General features: G+C 37.0%; 21 protein-coding genes. 17 read left to right on the top strand and 4 right to left on the bottom strand.

Annotated features, from left to right (window positions below):
- Positions 1-2: 2 nt before the first annotated feature.
- Positions 3-758 carry a MerR family transcriptional regulator gene (locus KQI94_RS00460; RefSeq protein WP_002357431.1) on the bottom strand — a complete coding sequence of 252 codons (756 nt, stop codon included), beginning with the start codon at positions 756-758 and terminating at the stop codon, positions 3-5.
- Between the two features lie 117 nt (positions 759-875).
- Positions 876-1,430 (bottom strand): NAD(P)H-dependent oxidoreductase, encoded by a 555-nt coding sequence (locus KQI94_RS00455; protein ID WP_002357432.1) that lies wholly within the window; start codon positions 1,428-1,430, stop codon positions 876-878.
- Positions 1,431-1,571: 141 nt separating this feature from the next.
- On the opposite strand from KQI94_RS00455, the gene KQI94_RS00450 reads away from it, so the two are divergent.
- The 9 genes from KQI94_RS00450 (at position 1,572) to KQI94_RS00410 (ending at position 9,152) form a co-directional block, all read left to right on the top strand.
- Entirely contained in the window at positions 1,572-2,375 is an 804-nt protein-coding gene (locus tag KQI94_RS00450) for a GNAT family N-acetyltransferase (RefSeq protein WP_002369325.1), read from the top strand.
- 146 nt (positions 2,376-2,521) lie between these two features.
- Positions 2,522-2,797, top strand: coding sequence for a 30S ribosomal protein S16 (gene rpsP, locus KQI94_RS00445; RefSeq protein WP_002357434.1), 276 nt, complete (start codon positions 2,522-2,524; stop codon positions 2,795-2,797).
- 11 nt (positions 2,798-2,808) lie between these two features.
- Positions 2,809-3,054 (top strand): KH domain-containing protein, encoded by a 246-nt coding sequence (locus tag KQI94_RS00440; protein ID WP_002357435.1) that lies wholly within the window; start codon positions 2,809-2,811, stop codon positions 3,052-3,054.
- Positions 3,055-3,174: 120 nt separating this feature from the next.
- Positions 3,175-3,741, top strand: coding sequence for a hypothetical protein (locus KQI94_RS00435; protein ID WP_002357436.1), 567 nt, complete (start codon positions 3,175-3,177; stop codon positions 3,739-3,741).
- A gap of 214 nt (positions 3,742-3,955) precedes the next feature.
- Entirely contained in the window at positions 3,956-4,897 is a 942-nt protein-coding gene (gene rnz / locus KQI94_RS00430) for a ribonuclease Z (protein WP_002360200.1), read from the top strand.
- Complete coding sequence (locus tag KQI94_RS00425; protein WP_002357438.1) at positions 4,898-5,686, top strand: SDR family oxidoreductase; 789 nt, start codon at positions 4,898-4,900, stop codon at positions 5,684-5,686.
- Positions 5,687-5,702: 16 nt separating this feature from the next.
- Entirely contained in the window at positions 5,703-6,170 is a 468-nt protein-coding gene (locus tag KQI94_RS00420) for a LapA family protein (RefSeq protein WP_002369327.1), read from the top strand.
- Between the two features lie 154 nt (positions 6,171-6,324).
- Positions 6,325-8,637 carry a single-stranded-DNA-specific exonuclease RecJ gene (gene recJ / locus KQI94_RS00415; protein ID WP_002382374.1) on the top strand — a complete coding sequence of 771 codons (2,313 nt, stop codon included), beginning with the start codon at positions 6,325-6,327 and terminating at the stop codon, positions 8,635-8,637.
- A gap of 2 nt (positions 8,638-8,639) precedes the next feature.
- Positions 8,640-9,152: an adenine phosphoribosyltransferase gene (locus tag KQI94_RS00410; RefSeq protein WP_002357441.1), complete on the top strand. Its 513-nt coding sequence runs from the start codon at positions 8,640-8,642 to the stop codon at positions 9,150-9,152.
- Between the two features lie 105 nt (positions 9,153-9,257).
- On the opposite strand, the gene KQI94_RS00405 is transcribed toward KQI94_RS00410, so the two are convergent.
- Both KQI94_RS00405 and KQI94_RS00400 read right to left on the bottom strand, forming a co-directional pair.
- Entirely contained in the window at positions 9,258-9,455 is a 198-nt protein-coding gene (locus KQI94_RS00405) for a hypothetical protein (RefSeq protein WP_002360203.1), read from the bottom strand.
- Between the two features lie 193 nt (positions 9,456-9,648).
- Positions 9,649-10,302 carry a hemolysin III family protein gene (locus KQI94_RS00400; RefSeq protein WP_002357443.1) on the bottom strand — a complete coding sequence of 218 codons (654 nt, stop codon included), beginning with the start codon at positions 10,300-10,302 and terminating at the stop codon, positions 9,649-9,651.
- 131 nt (positions 10,303-10,433) lie between these two features.
- Between KQI94_RS00400 and KQI94_RS00395 the strand changes: the two genes are divergently transcribed.
- The 8 genes from KQI94_RS00395 to KQI94_RS00360 all read left to right on the top strand — a co-directional run bounded on the left by KQI94_RS00395 (position 10,434) and on the right by KQI94_RS00360 (position 16,236).
- Positions 10,434-11,276 carry a DegV family protein gene (locus tag KQI94_RS00395; RefSeq protein WP_002357444.1) on the top strand — a complete coding sequence of 281 codons (843 nt, stop codon included), beginning with the start codon at positions 10,434-10,436 and terminating at the stop codon, positions 11,274-11,276.
- A 103-nt stretch (positions 11,277-11,379) separates the two neighbouring features.
- The gene (locus KQI94_RS00390) at positions 11,380-12,279 is read left to right on the top strand and encodes an SGNH/GDSL hydrolase family protein (RefSeq protein WP_002365717.1); all 900 of its coding nucleotides are present in this window, start codon (positions 11,380-11,382) and stop codon (positions 12,277-12,279) included.
- Positions 12,272-12,925, top strand: a complete 654-nt coding sequence (locus tag KQI94_RS00385; protein ID WP_002366749.1) for a YpmS family protein — start codon at positions 12,272-12,274, stop codon at positions 12,923-12,925. The genes KQI94_RS00390 and KQI94_RS00385 overlap by 8 nt, the downstream gene beginning before the upstream one ends.
- A gap of 16 nt (positions 12,926-12,941) precedes the next feature.
- Positions 12,942-13,457 (top strand): peptide-methionine (S)-S-oxide reductase MsrA, encoded by a 516-nt coding sequence (gene msrA, locus KQI94_RS00380; protein ID WP_002357448.1) that lies wholly within the window; start codon positions 12,942-12,944, stop codon positions 13,455-13,457.
- Positions 13,458-13,462: 5 nt separating this feature from the next.
- A complete protein-coding gene (locus KQI94_RS00375; protein WP_002364020.1) occupies positions 13,463-13,681 on the top strand; it encodes a YozE family protein in 219 nt (72 codons plus the stop codon).
- An 87-nt stretch (positions 13,682-13,768) separates the two neighbouring features.
- Positions 13,769-15,211 carry a S41 family peptidase gene (locus KQI94_RS00370; RefSeq protein ID WP_002369330.1) on the top strand — a complete coding sequence of 481 codons (1,443 nt, stop codon included), beginning with the start codon at positions 13,769-13,771 and terminating at the stop codon, positions 15,209-15,211.
- A gap of 17 nt (positions 15,212-15,228) precedes the next feature.
- A complete protein-coding gene (gene lepB, locus KQI94_RS00365; protein WP_002382369.1) occupies positions 15,229-15,783 on the top strand; it encodes a signal peptidase I in 555 nt (184 codons plus the stop codon).
- Positions 15,784-15,897: 114 nt separating this feature from the next.
- Positions 15,898-16,236: a hypothetical protein gene (locus KQI94_RS00360; RefSeq protein WP_002369331.1), complete on the top strand. Its 339-nt coding sequence runs from the start codon at positions 15,898-15,900 to the stop codon at positions 16,234-16,236.
- Positions 16,237-16,314 lie beyond the last annotated feature (78 nt).

Raw genomic sequence — 16,314 nt, 5'->3', positions numbered from 1 at the left:
GTTTAAGCGTAGTTTTGGATAATTGCGTTTAACGCTTCGGCAAAACCAGCGCCGTGTTGTTCATAATATGACGTAAATCGTTCATCGCCAACATACATAAGGCCTAACCCTTTGTGTGCTTCTGGCGAATAGCTTGACCAAGAGTACATTAACCAATCTTTGTGTAATTGGAAAATTTCTTGCGCAAGTTGGCTAGTCAACTTGGGTGATTTTTGATACATGGCTAACTTAGAAAATAAATCTTTTTCCACGTTCTGCATTGCTTGCATGTCTTTTTCCGTCAAGTTTAAATATTTTTTGTTGGCTTGTTCAATCGTTTCGTTGCCATATTTTTCCCGAATCTCTTTACCATATTTTTCTTCGTTTTCTTGAACTTTTTGTTGTTTGAATGCTTCGAATTTTTGCTGATCTGACATGTTTATCTCTCCTTTGTAATGGTGTAAGGTTTGTTGAACAGAGGCTAAAAGACGATCAATTTCATTGCGCTTTTCCAATAGTTTTTGTTGATGCTCGTATAAAGCCTGTTCAACATTAAAGTCAGGTTGCTCCAAAATTTCTTTAATTTCATCTAGTTTCAGATCCAATTCACGGTAAAAAAGAATTTGTTGCAAACGATTCACCTCGGCTTGCCCGTAAATTCGATAACCAGAAGAATTAATTCTGGCTGGTTGAAGAAGACCAATTTCATCATAATATCGTAACGTCCGTGCACTGACGCCAGATAGTGAAGCCATTTTTTTAATTGTATATTCCATCATTCATTCCTCCTGACAAAATCTATCATAAACCTTTACGTAACGAGAGGGTCAAGCAAAAAAATAAAAAAAGTGAGACAACCTGTAAAAAGTTGCCTCACTTTTTCTCGATTGATTCAATTAGGCAGTTAAGCGATTAAAGAAATCCACGTAAGCATCTACAATTGATTGTAAGAAGCCAACAGTGCCATCAATAATTTTACCATCTTCACCAATTAAGTTCGTAATACCGCCAATATAGGCTTCAGGTTGTTGTAAAGTTGGAACATTTAAGAAGACTAATGATTGTCTTAAATGATGGTTCGCACCAAATCCGCTAATTGCACCTGGTGAAACACTCACCACAAGTCCTGGTTTTTTATCCCAAACGCTTTCGCCATACGGACGTGAACCGACATCCAATGCATTTTTTAAAACAGCTGGTACTGAACGGTTATATTCTGGTGTTACAAACATTACGCCATCTACTTGTTTAACTTCTTCACGGAATGTTGTCCAAGCTTCGGTGGGGGTTCCTTCATCATCCAAATCTTGATTGTATAATTCTAAATCACCTATGTTAATGAAAACAGGTTCGAAATCAGCTGGAAATAAGTCCGCCATTGTTTTTGCTACCAATTTGTTAAATGAATCTTTTCTTAAACTCCCTACAAAAATACCAATTTTTTTTGTCATGTAAATCCCTCCATTTTTCTTTTACTTACTTTATGATAGTACTTTTTCAAAAAAAGCGCAAACGTTTTATCCTTGTACATTGTTGAACTTCGTAACTTCACGTATAATAGCTAGTAAAAGGATGAGTAAAGGAGCAACTGCTTGAATAAAAAAATAAATTGGCGCCGACAGTTAACACAGTTGGAGAAACAAACATTGACTGAATTAAAAAACAAGGAAATGATTAAACAAGGAACTTTTTATAAATTGGAACAAACATTTCCTGAGGAATCAGCTTATACTTATTATGGTTTATACAGGAAGGAACAAACCATTCAAGCATATATCGTAGGGTATTGTTTTGATGGGGAAACCTTGGAAGCGACGATTGTTGCGCCAAATGTAGGACCATTTTTTGAAGAACTTGTTCAAGAACTCGAAAAGCAAGCAGCTTTGTGGGGAATGAAAGAAGTCTTTCTCGTGATGGACGACAAGCAATCTGTTGGCCTGAATTATTTTAATAGACAAGGAATTGTGCCAGCTTTTTCAGAACAGTATCTGGTTTTTCAAAGAGAAACTTACTCACAGGCGTTGGCGAAGCTGACACTTCTCCGACCACAAGTGGCTGATTTGGATTCCTTGGCTAGGTTACTCGAAGGTACGCCTTTGCCGGAGGACCTTCAACGAACACTTATTTATAAAGAAAACAATCAACTTTTAGCCACGCTACGTTTGGATCATTTTGAAAACGAATGGGGGATTTATGGCTTTGTTGTGACAAAAACGCAACGAGGTCGCGGTCTTGGCCGTCAAGTGTTACAGTCTGCGCTCCGAATGATTTTAGAAAATTCAGCTTCAGCGACTATTTTTTTAGAAGTTGAAACAGAAAATCAAGCAGCGCTTCATCTCTATCAAACAGAAGGCTTTCAAGTGAGAAACCAGTACAACTATTATCAAATTTTGTAAAAATTCTTCATTATTTCGTTTGTTTTCCTGCAAATTGGCTAAAAAAATTGAAAAAAAGTAAAGGTGTCAAGAAAAAACTCTTTACAGGTTGTTGTTAATCTGTTAAACTAACTCTTGTGATTAAGTTAATGGAGGTGTATTTAATAATGGCAGTTAAAATTCGTTTAAAACGTATGGGTTCTAAAAAGAGTCCTTTTTACCGTATTGTAGTAGCTGATTCTCGTTCTCCTCGTGATGGACGTTTCATCGAAACTGTAGGTACTTACAACCCTTTGAAAGACCCTGCAGAAGTAGTTTTAAAAGAAGATTTAGTTTTAGATTGGTTATCTAAAGGTGCGCAACCTTCTGATACAGTTCGTAACATCCTTTCAAAAGAAGGCGTTATGAAAAAACATCATGAAGCTAAAAACGTTAAGAAATAAGGTGATTGAACATGGCAGATGTGAAAGAGTTAATTTTAACTATTGTCCGTCCGTTAGTCAGTCAACCTGAAGCAGTCTCATTAGAAATTGAGGAATCAACTGATTTCCTCGAGTATAATTTGACTGTGGCCAAAGAAGATATTGGACGTATCATTGGTAAACAAGGGCGTGTTGCAAAAGCAATTCGGACAATTGTTTATAGTGTACGTATCGATGGTCCGAAAAAGGTCCGTTTAAATATTCTTGATGGTAAATAAGCATTAACAAGGAGGTAGCCTAGCTATCTTCTTTTTTTATACATAACCAAAAAGTTTTCATTGCTAGAGATAGGCCTTTCTTGCTAAAATAGATGTATCCAGAATAAAGGAGCGATTTGTATGGCAAAACGAATTATCATTATGAACTTTGATATTGAAAGTAAATCGTACCAAGCATTTTCCGAAATAAAAAAGATGCAGGCAGAAAGACAGCTTAAAGGTGAGCAAATGGCGGTTGTTACGCATGTTAATGATGGCCAGCATCAATTTAAAATCAATGATTTTATCGATTTTACAGGCAACAATCATACATCAAAAGATAGCATGATTGGGATGCTAGTAGGCATATTAGGTGGTCCTCTGGGCATTCTTTTTGGCTGGTTTGCTGGAAGTATGTATGGTGCAAGCAAAGACGCCAAAGAAATTCAAGAAGCACAAACGGTTTTTGAACATGTGATTCAAAAGATTGATGAAGGACAAACGGGATTGTTATTAATTGCAGAAGAAGAAGACAACCGTCCGCTCAACCAATTGGTTATGTTTGACTTAGGTGGCGAAATCACGCGGCTTGATTTAGAGGAAGTCCAACAAGAAATTAACGATGCGAACGAAGTTGCAAATGAAGCGAAACAATCGTGGCAAGCAAAAAAAGAACAACACAAAGAAGCAACATCGAAAGAAGAATAAGGAGCAAAGACTGTTTTCTGAATAAAGGAAAACAGTCTTTTAAAATACTAAGAAATCACGGTTTTTTATGGTAGTTTGCTAATTTTTTGTTATTTTATCGTAAAATACGGTAAACTAAGAAGGAAACTTTGAGAAAATAGATAAATTATTATTTGCTAAAGGAGCAAACTTCTTCTAAAATAAAAAGGAAGTTTAAAAGAAAGTATGGTAGCAGATGGAAATACAATTTTTAGGAACAGGCGCTGGTGTACCAGCAAAACATCGCAATGTCACAGGAATTGCGTTGAAATTATTAGATGAACGAAATGCAGTTTGGCTCTTCGATTGTGGGGAAGGGACTCAATTGCAAATTTTAAAAAGTAGTATTCGCCCAAGAAAAATTGAAAAGATTTTTATTACACATTTACATGGGGATCATATTTTTGGTTTACCTGGTTTGTTAAGTAGTCGTTCTTTTCAGGGCGGGACAGAACCTTTAGAAATCTATGGACCAGTTGGGATTGCTGACTTTGTCAAGACTTCTTTACGGGTCTCGCAATCGCGGTTGTCCTATCCACTGAAATTTATTGAATTAACGAAAGAAAATGACGTTATTTTTAAAGATAAACAATTCACTGTTCGCTGTAATATCTTGGACCATGGCATCACGAGCTTTGGCTATCGAATTGAGGAAGCAGCGCATGAAGGAGAATTACAAGTAGAGAAACTTCAAGCTTTAGGGATTCCTTCTGGGCCGTTGTATGGCAAACTCAAACGTGGTGAAACGATTGTTTTTGATGGACAGGAAATTAATGGACAAGCGTTTGTGGGAGAGCGTAAACCTGGACGAATCGTGACGATTTTAGGAGACACTCGCAAAACCAAAAATAGTGTAACTTTAGCACGACGAGCGGATGTTTTAGTCCATGAAAGTACGTTTAATAAACACGAAGCAAAAATGGCAAAAGCCTACTTCCACTCAACCAGTCAACAAGCAGCTGAAGTTGCAAAAGAAGCGCAAGTAAAACAACTTATTTTAACGCATATTAGTGCCCGTTATTTAACCAAAGAGGCCTATCAGCTTCAAGAAGAAGCCCAAGAAATTTTCCCCAATACAAAAATCGTAAAAGATATGGATATCATTGAGATTCCATTTGCCAATGAAGGAGGAGCTTAGATGGATTTAACAAATAAAGTCGTTGTCGTAACTGGAGGTTCAGCTGGTTTAGGTGAACAAATTTGTTATGAAGCAGCTAAACAAGGGGCGGTCGTCGTTGTCTGCGCCCGCAGAATTAATTTGATTGGTAAAGTTCGCGAGCAGTGTGCTGTTTTAAGCGGACGAGAAGCATTTTCTTATCAATTAGATATTGCCGATCCAGAAAGTGTTGAACGTGTGGTTGAAGCTATTTCAGCAGAAGTTGGTCCTATAGATGTTTTAGTCAACAATGCTGGTTTTGGCTTGTTTGAAAATTTTGTTGAAATTGACTTGGCTGTTGCACGCCAAATGTTTGATGTCAACGTTCTAGGAATGATGACGTTTACTCAAAAAGTAGCTATTAAAATGATTGAAGCTGGGCAAGGACATATTATCAACGTTGCTTCAATGGCTGGGAAGATGGCTACAGCTAAATCAACCGTTTATTCTGCAACGAAATTTGCTGTGTTAGGTTTTTCAAATGCTTTACGTTTAGAATTGAAACCGTTGGGTGTAGCAGTAACGACTGTCAATCCAGGACCAATCCAAACAGAATTCTTTGATAAAGCGGACCCGACAGGCACATATCTAGCTGCGGTGGATAAAATTGTTTTGGACCCTACGAAATTAGCGAAAGAAGTGGTTGGGAGTATGGGGACTTCTCGACGTGAGATTAATCGTCCATTTGTCATGGAAGCGGCAGCCCGCTTTTATACATTGTTTCCACATTTAGGAGATTTCATAGCGGGAAATATTTTAAATAAAAAATAAAGGAGTCGATCAAGTCATGAAAAATCAATGGCGTGTTATTTTGGGCCTTGTGTTGGTCTTAATTGTTGTTATTTTTGCTGTTTTAAATAATCAAGCTGTTCCAGTAAACTTTGGTTTTACTAAAATTAGTGGACCGTTAATCTTAATTATTTTAGGTTCTGCAATTATTGGCGCACTAGTTGGATTACTAACCTCCACAACCACCATTTGGAACCAACGTAAGGAATTAAAAGCTGTACAAAAAGAGTTGGATATTTATAAAAATGATATGGATAAATTAGTCAAAGAAGAAACGGAAAAAGTTCAACGTTCTTTTGATAATCAATTGGCTGATTTGCAAGCCAAACAAGCGGCAGCACCACAAGTCTCAGAACCAGTGGTCAACGAACAAACGTCAAACACAGAAGTAGACGTAACGCCTGTGTCAGGTAGTCGTATTGATCGTTATGTGAAACCTCGTGTGAATGAAGAGGAACAAAAATAAGGAAGAGACTTTATCACTAAGTTTCTTTTAAAATAAAACTGTGATATCTGCTATTTATCTAACAGATATCACAGTTTTTTTCTCAGATTTAAAAAAATGCTTTCTTTAGTTTTTGGAAAAATTTTGCTATAATTACTTGGTTAGGAGTGACGTCGTGAAAAAATCAAACTATCAATGGCAGTTACAGACAAAGACAGAATTACCTGTAGAATTTATAGAACAATTAAAAAAAGAAGAAATTAATCCATTAATTGGCCAACTTTTATGGCACCGCAATATCCGGACAGAAGAAGCATTACGTAAGTTTCTACATCCGACTATCGAAGATATTTATGATCCGTTCTTAATGCATGATATGGAGAAAGCGGTAGCCCGCATCCAGCAAGCCGTCGAAGCGGGTGAACAAATCCTTGTCTATGGGGATTATGATGCAGATGGCATCACTAGTACCACGGTTATGAAAGAAGCAATCGAATTAGTCGGTGGCATGGTTCAGTACTTTCTACCGAATCGTTTTGTTCATGGCTATGGGCCTAATAAAGACGTATTTGCTGAACAAATTGAACAAGGAGTCCAATTAATTGTAACCGTTGATAATGGTGTAGCCGGACATGAAGCAATTAACTACGCTATGGCACAAGGAGTAGATGTAATCGTTACTGACCATCATGAATTGCCTGAACAATTACCAGAAGCCTATGCGATTGTCCACCCTAGACATCCACAAGGTGACTATCCTTTTGGAGATTTAGCTGGTGTTGGCGTGGCTTTCAAAGTCGCTACTGCGTTACTTGGTGAATTGCCAATTGAGTTATTAGATTTGGTAGCAATTGGGACGATTGCTGACTTGGTTTCATTAACCGATGAAAATAGAACGTTTGTCAAAATGGGCCTTCAAATGATTCAAACTGGTGATCGAATTGGTTTAGACGTTTTATTACAAGAAGCGGGTGTGAAAAAGGAAGCTGTTTCAGAAGAATCAATTGGCTTTACCATTGGACCTCGTTTAAACGCATTAGGTCGATTAGGGGAAGCCGCACCAGGTGTTGAATTGATGACTACATTTGATGAAGAACAAGCGCTGGAAATCGCTAAATATATTGATCAACAAAACAATGAACGAAAAGACATTGTAACGACGATTGCCAAAGAAGCCCTGGATTTAATCGACCCGAATGCGCCGGTCCATATTTTAGCGAAACAAGGCTGGCATGAAGGCGTCTTAGGGATTGTCGCGGGCCGCATTATGCAAGAAACGGGGAAACCAACCATTATTTTAGCAATAGATGAATCTGGTACGACTGCTAAAGGCTCTGGACGCAGCATTAGCGCATTGAATCTCTATGAGGCGTTGAACGAAGTGCGTGAGCAATTCACTCATTTTGGTGGGCATCATATGGCAGCGGGAATGACTTTACCTGTTGAAAATATTCCTTTTGTTCAAGAACATTTGGCACACTTTATTGAAAAAAATCAAATTGATATGGCTAATGGACAAGAGTTGCTCATTAGTGAGAGCTTAGCGGTTTCGCAGGCCACGACTACTTTTATTGATCAATTGCGTATTTTGGCGCCTTTTGGGACCGATAATACTGTTCCAACTTTTGTATTTAAGGAAATCACGCCTACGCAAATTCGGCAAATTGGTGCAGATAATGCACATCTGAAATTTCAAATGAATCAAGAAGGGGCACAATTGGATGCAATTGCTTTTCAAATGGGGCCTCAAGCGGATGAACTAGCACAAGGAACCGCCGATGTGGCAGGCCAACTTTCCATCAATGAATGGAATGGTCGTAAGAAACCACAATTAATGGTGACTGATTTTGCTGTATTGGGAAGACAATTATTTGATTTTCGTGGCAAAAATAATCAAACGAAACCAATTCCTTCAGAAGCAACAGCTTATCTTTTGTTTGATGAAAAAAATCAAAAATTCATTTCAGATCCAACCGCTAATATTATTGTTTGGTCAAACCAAGAAGAATTGGTGGAAGCTGTTTCTCAAAATCAAATCGAACAACTGGTTTTTGTCGACTGTCCTGTGGAAGCAATCACGGTTAAAGAAATTGTTGAAGCGACTGAGATACAACGTATATACATGATGTTTATTTCACCAGAAGAAGCTTATTTAAACGGTATGGCTTCACGTGAACAATTTGCAACATTGTATAAATTTATTTTGCAGCAAAAAGAAGTAAATCTACGTTCCCAGCTATCGAAGGTGGCAAATTACTTAAATATCCAAGAAAAATTATTAATTTTCATGATACAGGTGTTTTTTGACTTAGGATTTGTTACAATAGAAAGCGGTGTTTTAAACAGTATTGAGAAACCCGACAATCGACCATTGACTGAAAGTCAAGTGTACCAACAACGATTGAAAAAAATAAAAACAGAAGAATTTCTACTTTACAGTGATTGTCAAACAATACAACAATGGCTGTGGAATGAGGAGGACAAATAAAAATGGATTTAAGAGATTACATTGCAAGCATTCCAGATTATCCTGAGAAAGGGATCGTGTTCCGTGACATTTCTCCATTAATGGCTAATGGGGATGCCTATCGTGAAGCAACGAAACAAATCGTGGATTACGCGAAAGAAAAAAGAATTGATATGGTTGTAGGACCGGAAGCTCGTGGCTTTATTGTCGGCTGTCCAGTGGCTTATGAACTAGGGGTTGGCTTTGCTCCGGTTCGTAAAAAAGGAAAACTTCCTCGTGAAACCATCGAAGTGACTTATGACTTAGAATATGGTTCAGATACATTAACGTTGCACAAAGATGCCATCACACCAGGCCAACGTGTTTTGATTTGTGATGACTTGTTAGCAACTGGTGGTACAATTAAAGCAACCATCGAATTAGTCGAACAATTAGGTGGTATTGTGGTTGGTTGTGCGTTCCTAATTGAATTAATGGATTTACATGGCCGCGATAAAATTGATGGCTACGATATTGTTACCTTAATGGAATACTAATCTAATTTAATTAGAAAGAGCGAAGGATTTAATCCTTCGCTCTTTCTTTGACATATTTATAAAAACGGAGCGTAGCTTGGGGGGAACACACCGTTTTATTATTTATTAAGGGAACTTACGATAAACGTATCTTGCTTGCTGTTGTTTACGTGTACGTGTATAACGCTTCTCATCCCATGACATAAACCAAAGAATAAATAACGGCGTCACGATCATAAAAGCAAGACGTAATCCTAATGTTCCCAAGAAAATACCTATAACCAATACAAAAAATAAAAATCCAACACGACGAATTGCTTCCATGTGTATCACCTCTTCATTTGATTCGAACGAGTGTTCGTATTGTTATTATACGAATGTATGTTCGTTTTGTAAAGTCTTTTCTACTAATTTATGTTAAAATAATTCGAAAAGAAGAATAATCCTTTATAATAAAGAGATTTAGGGCAATAAAAGAACACGATGCTTTGAGCATCGTGTTCTTATTGTGCTGTGATTACGTATAAAAGAGAACAGAAAAATACATGAGGATCGCTGCAAGCATGACGAACAAATGCCAAACCACATGCATAAACCGCACATTTTTCAATGAATAGAAGGCTGCACCTAATGTGTAAGACACACCCCCTGCGACCAATAACGCTGTTCCTGTAAACCCAAGAGATTCATATAACGGACGAGCAGCTATGATACAGAGCCAACCTAAAACAATATAAATAATCGTTGAAATGTTTTTCACTGTTTCTTGTTTATGCAACGTGAGGGATTTATAGACAATACCGACGATGGCGATTAACCAGACTAAACTAAATAAGGTCCAACCTAACCAACCGCCAATACTAATTAAGCAAAACGGCGTATAGCTGCCAGCAATCAATAAGAAAATAGAACTATGATCGAAGACCTGAAAGACCTTTTTGGCTCTTGTAAAAATTAAACTATGAAATAACGTTGAAGATAAAAAAAGTAGAATCAACATGGAGCCATAAATAGCATAAGATACCACGTGAATCGGTGAGCCTAAACGAGCTCCTTTAACAAGTAAAATGACTAAGCCAGCAATACTTAAACCTGCGCCTATGCCATGTGTAACTGCATTCAAGACTTCGTTCACGATTAGGTATTTTTTTGAGAAATGCGTTTTTTCCAATAAATTCACTTCCTTTATTTTAATTTGATGAAAAATTCGGCAGTGTCTGTTATACTATAACTAGATAATTAACCGTTTAATGGTATTCTACCATGAAAACAGGTTCCTTTTAAAGAAAGAGTGATAAATTTATGACAAACGTTAAAATCGTAACGGATTCTTCATGTACGATGGAAAAAAGTCTTAGAGATGAATTAAATATCCATATGATGCCTTTATCAATTATGGTTGATGGCGTTGTTTATCCAGATGATGATCATTTGCCAGGCGAAAAATTTATGGACATGATGGCTAATGCGAAGGCCTTACCCAAAACGAGTCAACCACCAATTGGTGAATTTGTAGAATTATATGATCGCTTAGGTGAAGATGGCAGTGAAGTAATTTCGATTCACATGACAAAAGGCTTAAGTGGAACGGTTGAAGCGGCCCGTCAAGCTAGCAACTTATCATCAAGTAAAGTAACGGTGATTGATAGCGATTTTACAGACCAAGGTTTGTCTTTCCAAGTCATTCAAGCAGCAAAATTGGCACAAGCGGGAGCGGGTGTTCCAGAAATTTTAGCTGAAATTGAACGCGTCAAACAAAATACTAAATTATACATTGGCATTTCAACATTGGATAATTTGGTTAAAGGTGGACGAATCAGCCGTACAACAGGATTATTATCAAACATTTTTAATATGAAAGTTGTCATGGACTTTGAAAATACGGAATTGATTCCTGTAGCGAAAGGCCGAGGCGTTAAAACGTTTAATAAATGGTTTGACGAATTGAAATCAGAATTAAGTAAGATTCCAAATGTTCGACAAATTGGCATTTCTCATGCGGATGGGCTAGAACTAGCAAATGGATTCAAAGAAGGATTACAAGCAATCTTTAAAGACATGGATATTCCCGTATTACATACGAATCCAGTCATTGCAACACATACAGGAAAAAATGCCTTTGCTATTATGTACTATACAGACTAAGAAATAACGAGGTTGGGTCTCACTCTTAAACGAGTAGACGCAACCTCTTTCTAACAAGAAAAGGAAAATTTCTTGTTGGTTTATTTAAAAGGAAGTGACGAAGATGAAAAAACAAACACAGCATATTTTGCTGACCGTCTTAACACCTATCCTCATTGCGCTAGGTGTTTTTACATTGTTAAGTGTGGCCATCCCCAAAGCAAAGCCACTATTAAAGCAAGAGAAAGTGGCCACAACTGCTCAAAAAAATCAAAAAGAAGTCATTCATTATACAGCTATCGGTGATTCTTTAACTGAAGGAATTGGCGATTTGACGAATAGTGGAGGTTTTGTTCCTATTGTGGCAGATGATTTAAAAGAACACTACAACTTGAACGGTGTTCAAACAGACAATTTTGGGAAAAATGGGGATCGTAGTGATCAAATTTTAAAACGAATCAAAGAGAAACCTGAAATTCAAAAGGGCCTTGCCTCTGCGGACGTGATTACGCTAACGGTTGGTGGAAATGACTTAATGAAAGTAATTAGTAGTAATATTTTCGACTTGAAAGTCAGCTCGTTCAATCGTCCACAAAAAGCCTATCAACGCCGAGTAAGACGACTACTTGAAGAAATCCGAGAGTACAACGAGAAGGCCCCTATTTATGTCTTAGGAATTTACAATCCCTTCTACTTAAACTTTTCCGAAATTACAGAAATGCAAGAAATCGTTGATAATTGGAATCAAGCAACCGAAGAAATGGTTCAAGAGCAAAAACGAGCCTATTTCATTCCTATCAATGATTTACTCTATAAAGGTCGTGGCGATGAAGTTGGCGTAACTGGTGGTGACTCAGAAACTACAGGAAGTAGTGCTAGCAAAGAGGATTTAAACAATTTGTTATATGAAGAAGATCGCTTCCATCCGAATAATCTTGGCTACCAAATTATGGCCGGAGCTGTCCGGGATGAAATGGTCAAGACAGAGAAAGAATGGATAACCAAATCAGAAGGTAGTGAATAAAATGAATGAAGAAAAGCCAAAAACAAGTAAATCAATTAAAAAGACACAACCAACCAATCTTAAACGAAATCCCTGGAAAATCGCTTTTCTTGTTCTAGTGGGTTTAATCATTGGTAGTGTAGCTTTCGTGACATTTCGAGCAACACAAGTTCGCGAACCAGATTTAAAGAAAATACCAGCAATTGTTGAAAAAGAAGGCGAGCCAGTCGTCACCATTCAGTCAAAAAAACAACAAGTGAACAAACTGATTGACTTTTATTTAGCCGACTTTCAAAAAGGTTCGGAGATCAAATATAAATTTTATTTAGAAAATGATGCTTTATTAAATGGAACATTTCAGGTGTTAGGGCATGACATTCCTTTTTACTTATATTTTGATCCTTACGTGATGGCGAATGGTAATGTACAATTAAAAGCAAAAAGTTTATCTATAGGAACGTTAGGCTTGCCAATTAAAGAAGTATTGAAATTTGCTAAACGTTCTTACAAACTACCTAAATGGGTTGAAATCAATCCAGATGATCAAACTGTTTTATTACGTTTAGATCAGTTTAGAATGCAAAATGGTCTATTTGTTCGAGCAGAAAAGATTAATTTAGTTGACGATGACATTCGTATGAATATATACTTGCCAAAAGAGAAATAAAAAAGGAGTGTTAGAGATGGAAGAAAAAGCAATTTTTGCAGGCGGCTGTTTCTGGTGTATGGTGCAGCCTTTTGATACACAACCAGGGATTATCTCAGTTGTTTCGGGTTATACAGGTGGGCACGTGCCTAATCCAACATATGAACAGGTTCTAACACACACAACAGGCCATACGGAAGCAGTAGAAATCACTTTTGATCCAGCGATTATTTCTTACGAACAATTAGTGGATATTTATTGGCAACAAACGGATCCTACTGATGCTTTCGGCCAGTTTCAAGACCGCGGCGATAATTATCGGCCAGTTATTTTTTATCGTTCTCAAGAACAAAAAGAAATTGCTGAGAAAAGTAAAGAACGTCTAGCTAATAGCGGCCGTTTTACAGAACCAATTGTTACCACCATCGAACCAGCAGCACCATTTTATCCTGCTGAAGAATACCATCAAGACTTTTATAAAAAAGACGCTTTGCGTTATGGATTGTCCCATCAACGTAGAAGTGAATTTATTGAAGAAAAATGGAGTGATTAATTTACATGAGACGAAGCTTTTACCATTACTTAATGACATTAAAAGGTCCGGCTAAAGATTCTGAAACTGATTTTGCCAATGAAGCGGCCAAAGATATTCAGTTTCCAAAACAAACCGAGGATTATCATGAACTTTCTTCTTATTTAGAAATGAATGCTGACTATTTAAGCAACATGGACATCTTTGATGAGTTATGGGAAAAGTACCTTGAAAACAATAAATAAATCCAGAGGAAAAGCAAACAAAGCTTTTCCTCTTTTTTCATTCATGTTATAGTAAACAAAAGTAGTGACGAATTTGTTAGAAATGAGATGAAATCTATGAAGAACAAACGAACTGTTCCTTTTTATCAATATATTATTTCGCTCCTCTGTGTCGCATTTTTAGCTGGAGGAAGTAGTTATATTTATTTTGATCATCGTGTTAAAAAGATGAGTCAAGAAGGGGCAATTACCAATGCTGATTTAAGCAAAGTGCAGGATTTATATAATGAAATTAGTACCAATTATGTAGGTGAAGTAGATAAAAATGAATTAGTTGAAGGCGCCTTAAAAGGCATGTCTGAAGCCATTGGAGACCCATACTCAACTTATCTAAATGAATCTGCTGCCAATGATTTAAACGAAAGCTTATCTGGTGATTTTGAAGGAATTGGTGCCACTATGACAATGAAAGATGGCGAACCAGTTGTAGCAGAGGCCCCTGTAGCAGATTCCCCAGCTGAAAAAGCGGGAATCAAAGAAGGCGATATTATTGAAAAGGTTGATGGTACAGCTACAAAAGGGATGAAACTAGCAGAAGTCGTCTCAAAAGTCCGAGGTAAAAAAGGAACTTCCGTTGAATTGACTATCCAAAGAGAGGGAGAAACTAAAAATATCTCAATCAAACGTGGGAAAATTCCCGTTAAAACAGTGACTGGTGAGTTAGACAAAAATGATGCACAAATTGGCTCGATTAAAATTACGTCCTTTGGTAAAAAAACATATCAAGAATTGAAAGAAACAATCACGAATTTACGTGACAAAGGAGCTAAATCCTTTGTAATTGATGTACGCCAAAATCCTGGTGGACTGCTAGATCAAGCAGAGCGAATGGCCAGTATGTTTTTAAAAAATGGCGAAACAATTGTTCAATTTGAAGACAAAAAAGGACGTACGATGAAAGAAGTTGCTTCCAAAGAATTAGACGGCGGCTTTAAAGTAAAAGAACCTGTTGCAGTTATCATTGATGGCAATAGTGCCAGTGCATCCGAAATTTTTGCTGCAGCACTGCATGAATCTGCGAATGTCCCATTAATTGGAACGAAAACATTTGGCAAAGGAACGGTCCAAACGGTGAAAGATTTAAATGACCAAACCGAAATAAAATTGACTGTTTTAAAATGGTTAACACCAAAAGGCGAATGGATCAACGAAAAAGGAATTGAACCAACCATCAAAGCTGATTACCCCGAGTATGCCTATTTAAAATTGATTCCTCGCGATAAAACGCTAAAAGAAGGAGATCAATCTGAAGATATTCAGAACTTAAATGCTATTTTAGCTGTATTAGCGTATCCTGTTGATGAAAACAATGCAAACTACACCGCAGAAACAAAAGCAGCGGTTAGCGATCTTCAACAGAAAAATGGCTTGCCTGTAACTGGAGAAATCGACAATGAAACAGCCACAAAAATTGAAGCCACTTTAGGTAAATTAATTCTTGAAAATGACGCTGCTTACGATACAGCAGTCAAAGAAATTCAAAAAAACTAGAAAAAGGTGGCACGAAGTTGAAGAAGAAACGTGATTATGTTGGGTATTTAATGTACTTTCTGAAAATTTTAGTACCAGCAATCGTAGCCGTTTTTATTTTAAGAGGATTTTTCCTGATTCCTGTTCGGGTGGATGGCCATTCTATGCAAAAAACCTTGAATCAAGGAGATATGATTGTGATGGAAAAATTCTCCGCCATTAAACGGTTTGATGTGGTGGTCTTTAAAACAGATACAGGATCGATTCTGATTAAACGTGTGATTGGTTTACCAGGAGAAGCTGTGCGTTACGAAAACGATCAATTATATGTCAATAATCAGCCAATCGCTGAACCGTATTTAACTAAAAACAGAAAAAAAGATCATGAAACGATGCCTTACACTACGAATTTTGATTCAAAAGAATTGTTAATGCAAGAAAAATTACCTAAAGATAGCTATTTTGTGCTTGGTGATAATCGCCGTATGTCCAAAGACAGCCGTTCTTTTGGTGCAATACATGCAGATCAAATCTTAGGGAAAGCACAATTTGTTTATTACCCACTCACTCATATGAAGATCATTCCTAAATAAGTAAGACCACTAGTTCGTTTATTTAAATAACGACTAGTGGTCTTTTCTAATCTGAAAAATTGTTCTCTTAGCTGAAAAATGTTAAGGTTAAAGTAATGATAGATGTAGGAGGTCATGCAAATGATTAGAAAAACAATTTTAGCAAGTTCTATCTTAGGCGTTGGGTTGCTAATTGGTGCATGTGGGAATCAAACCCAAACTCAAATGAATTCAACTAATACCAGTGAATCATCACAGCCTAAAGTAACCGAATCAAGTCGCAAGTCATCTGAAAGTGCGTCTAAAAATCAAACAACGATTAAGAAAGTCACTGATAATGAGTATAAACGCATTCTTGTGATGGAAGAAAAGGCTACAGGAACGACCTATAAAAGTATTTTGATAAAAAAACAAAATCGCTTAAAAATTGTCAACGAAACAACCGATGAATTGTTATACAATGGAACCCTATAAGAACGAAACCATTCAATAAACTCAAAAGTATAGCCATTGTTTTCAAAGAAAAATTTCTTTGGAAACAATGGTTTTTTT

This window comes from Enterococcus sp. S183_ASV_20 (assembly GCF_018919685.1).
Classification (GTDB): domain Bacteria; phylum Bacillota; class Bacilli; order Lactobacillales; family Enterococcaceae; genus Enterococcus; species Enterococcus faecalis.
Note: the sequence above shows the minus strand (reverse complement) of the source record. Positions and strands in the feature narration are given on the sequence as shown.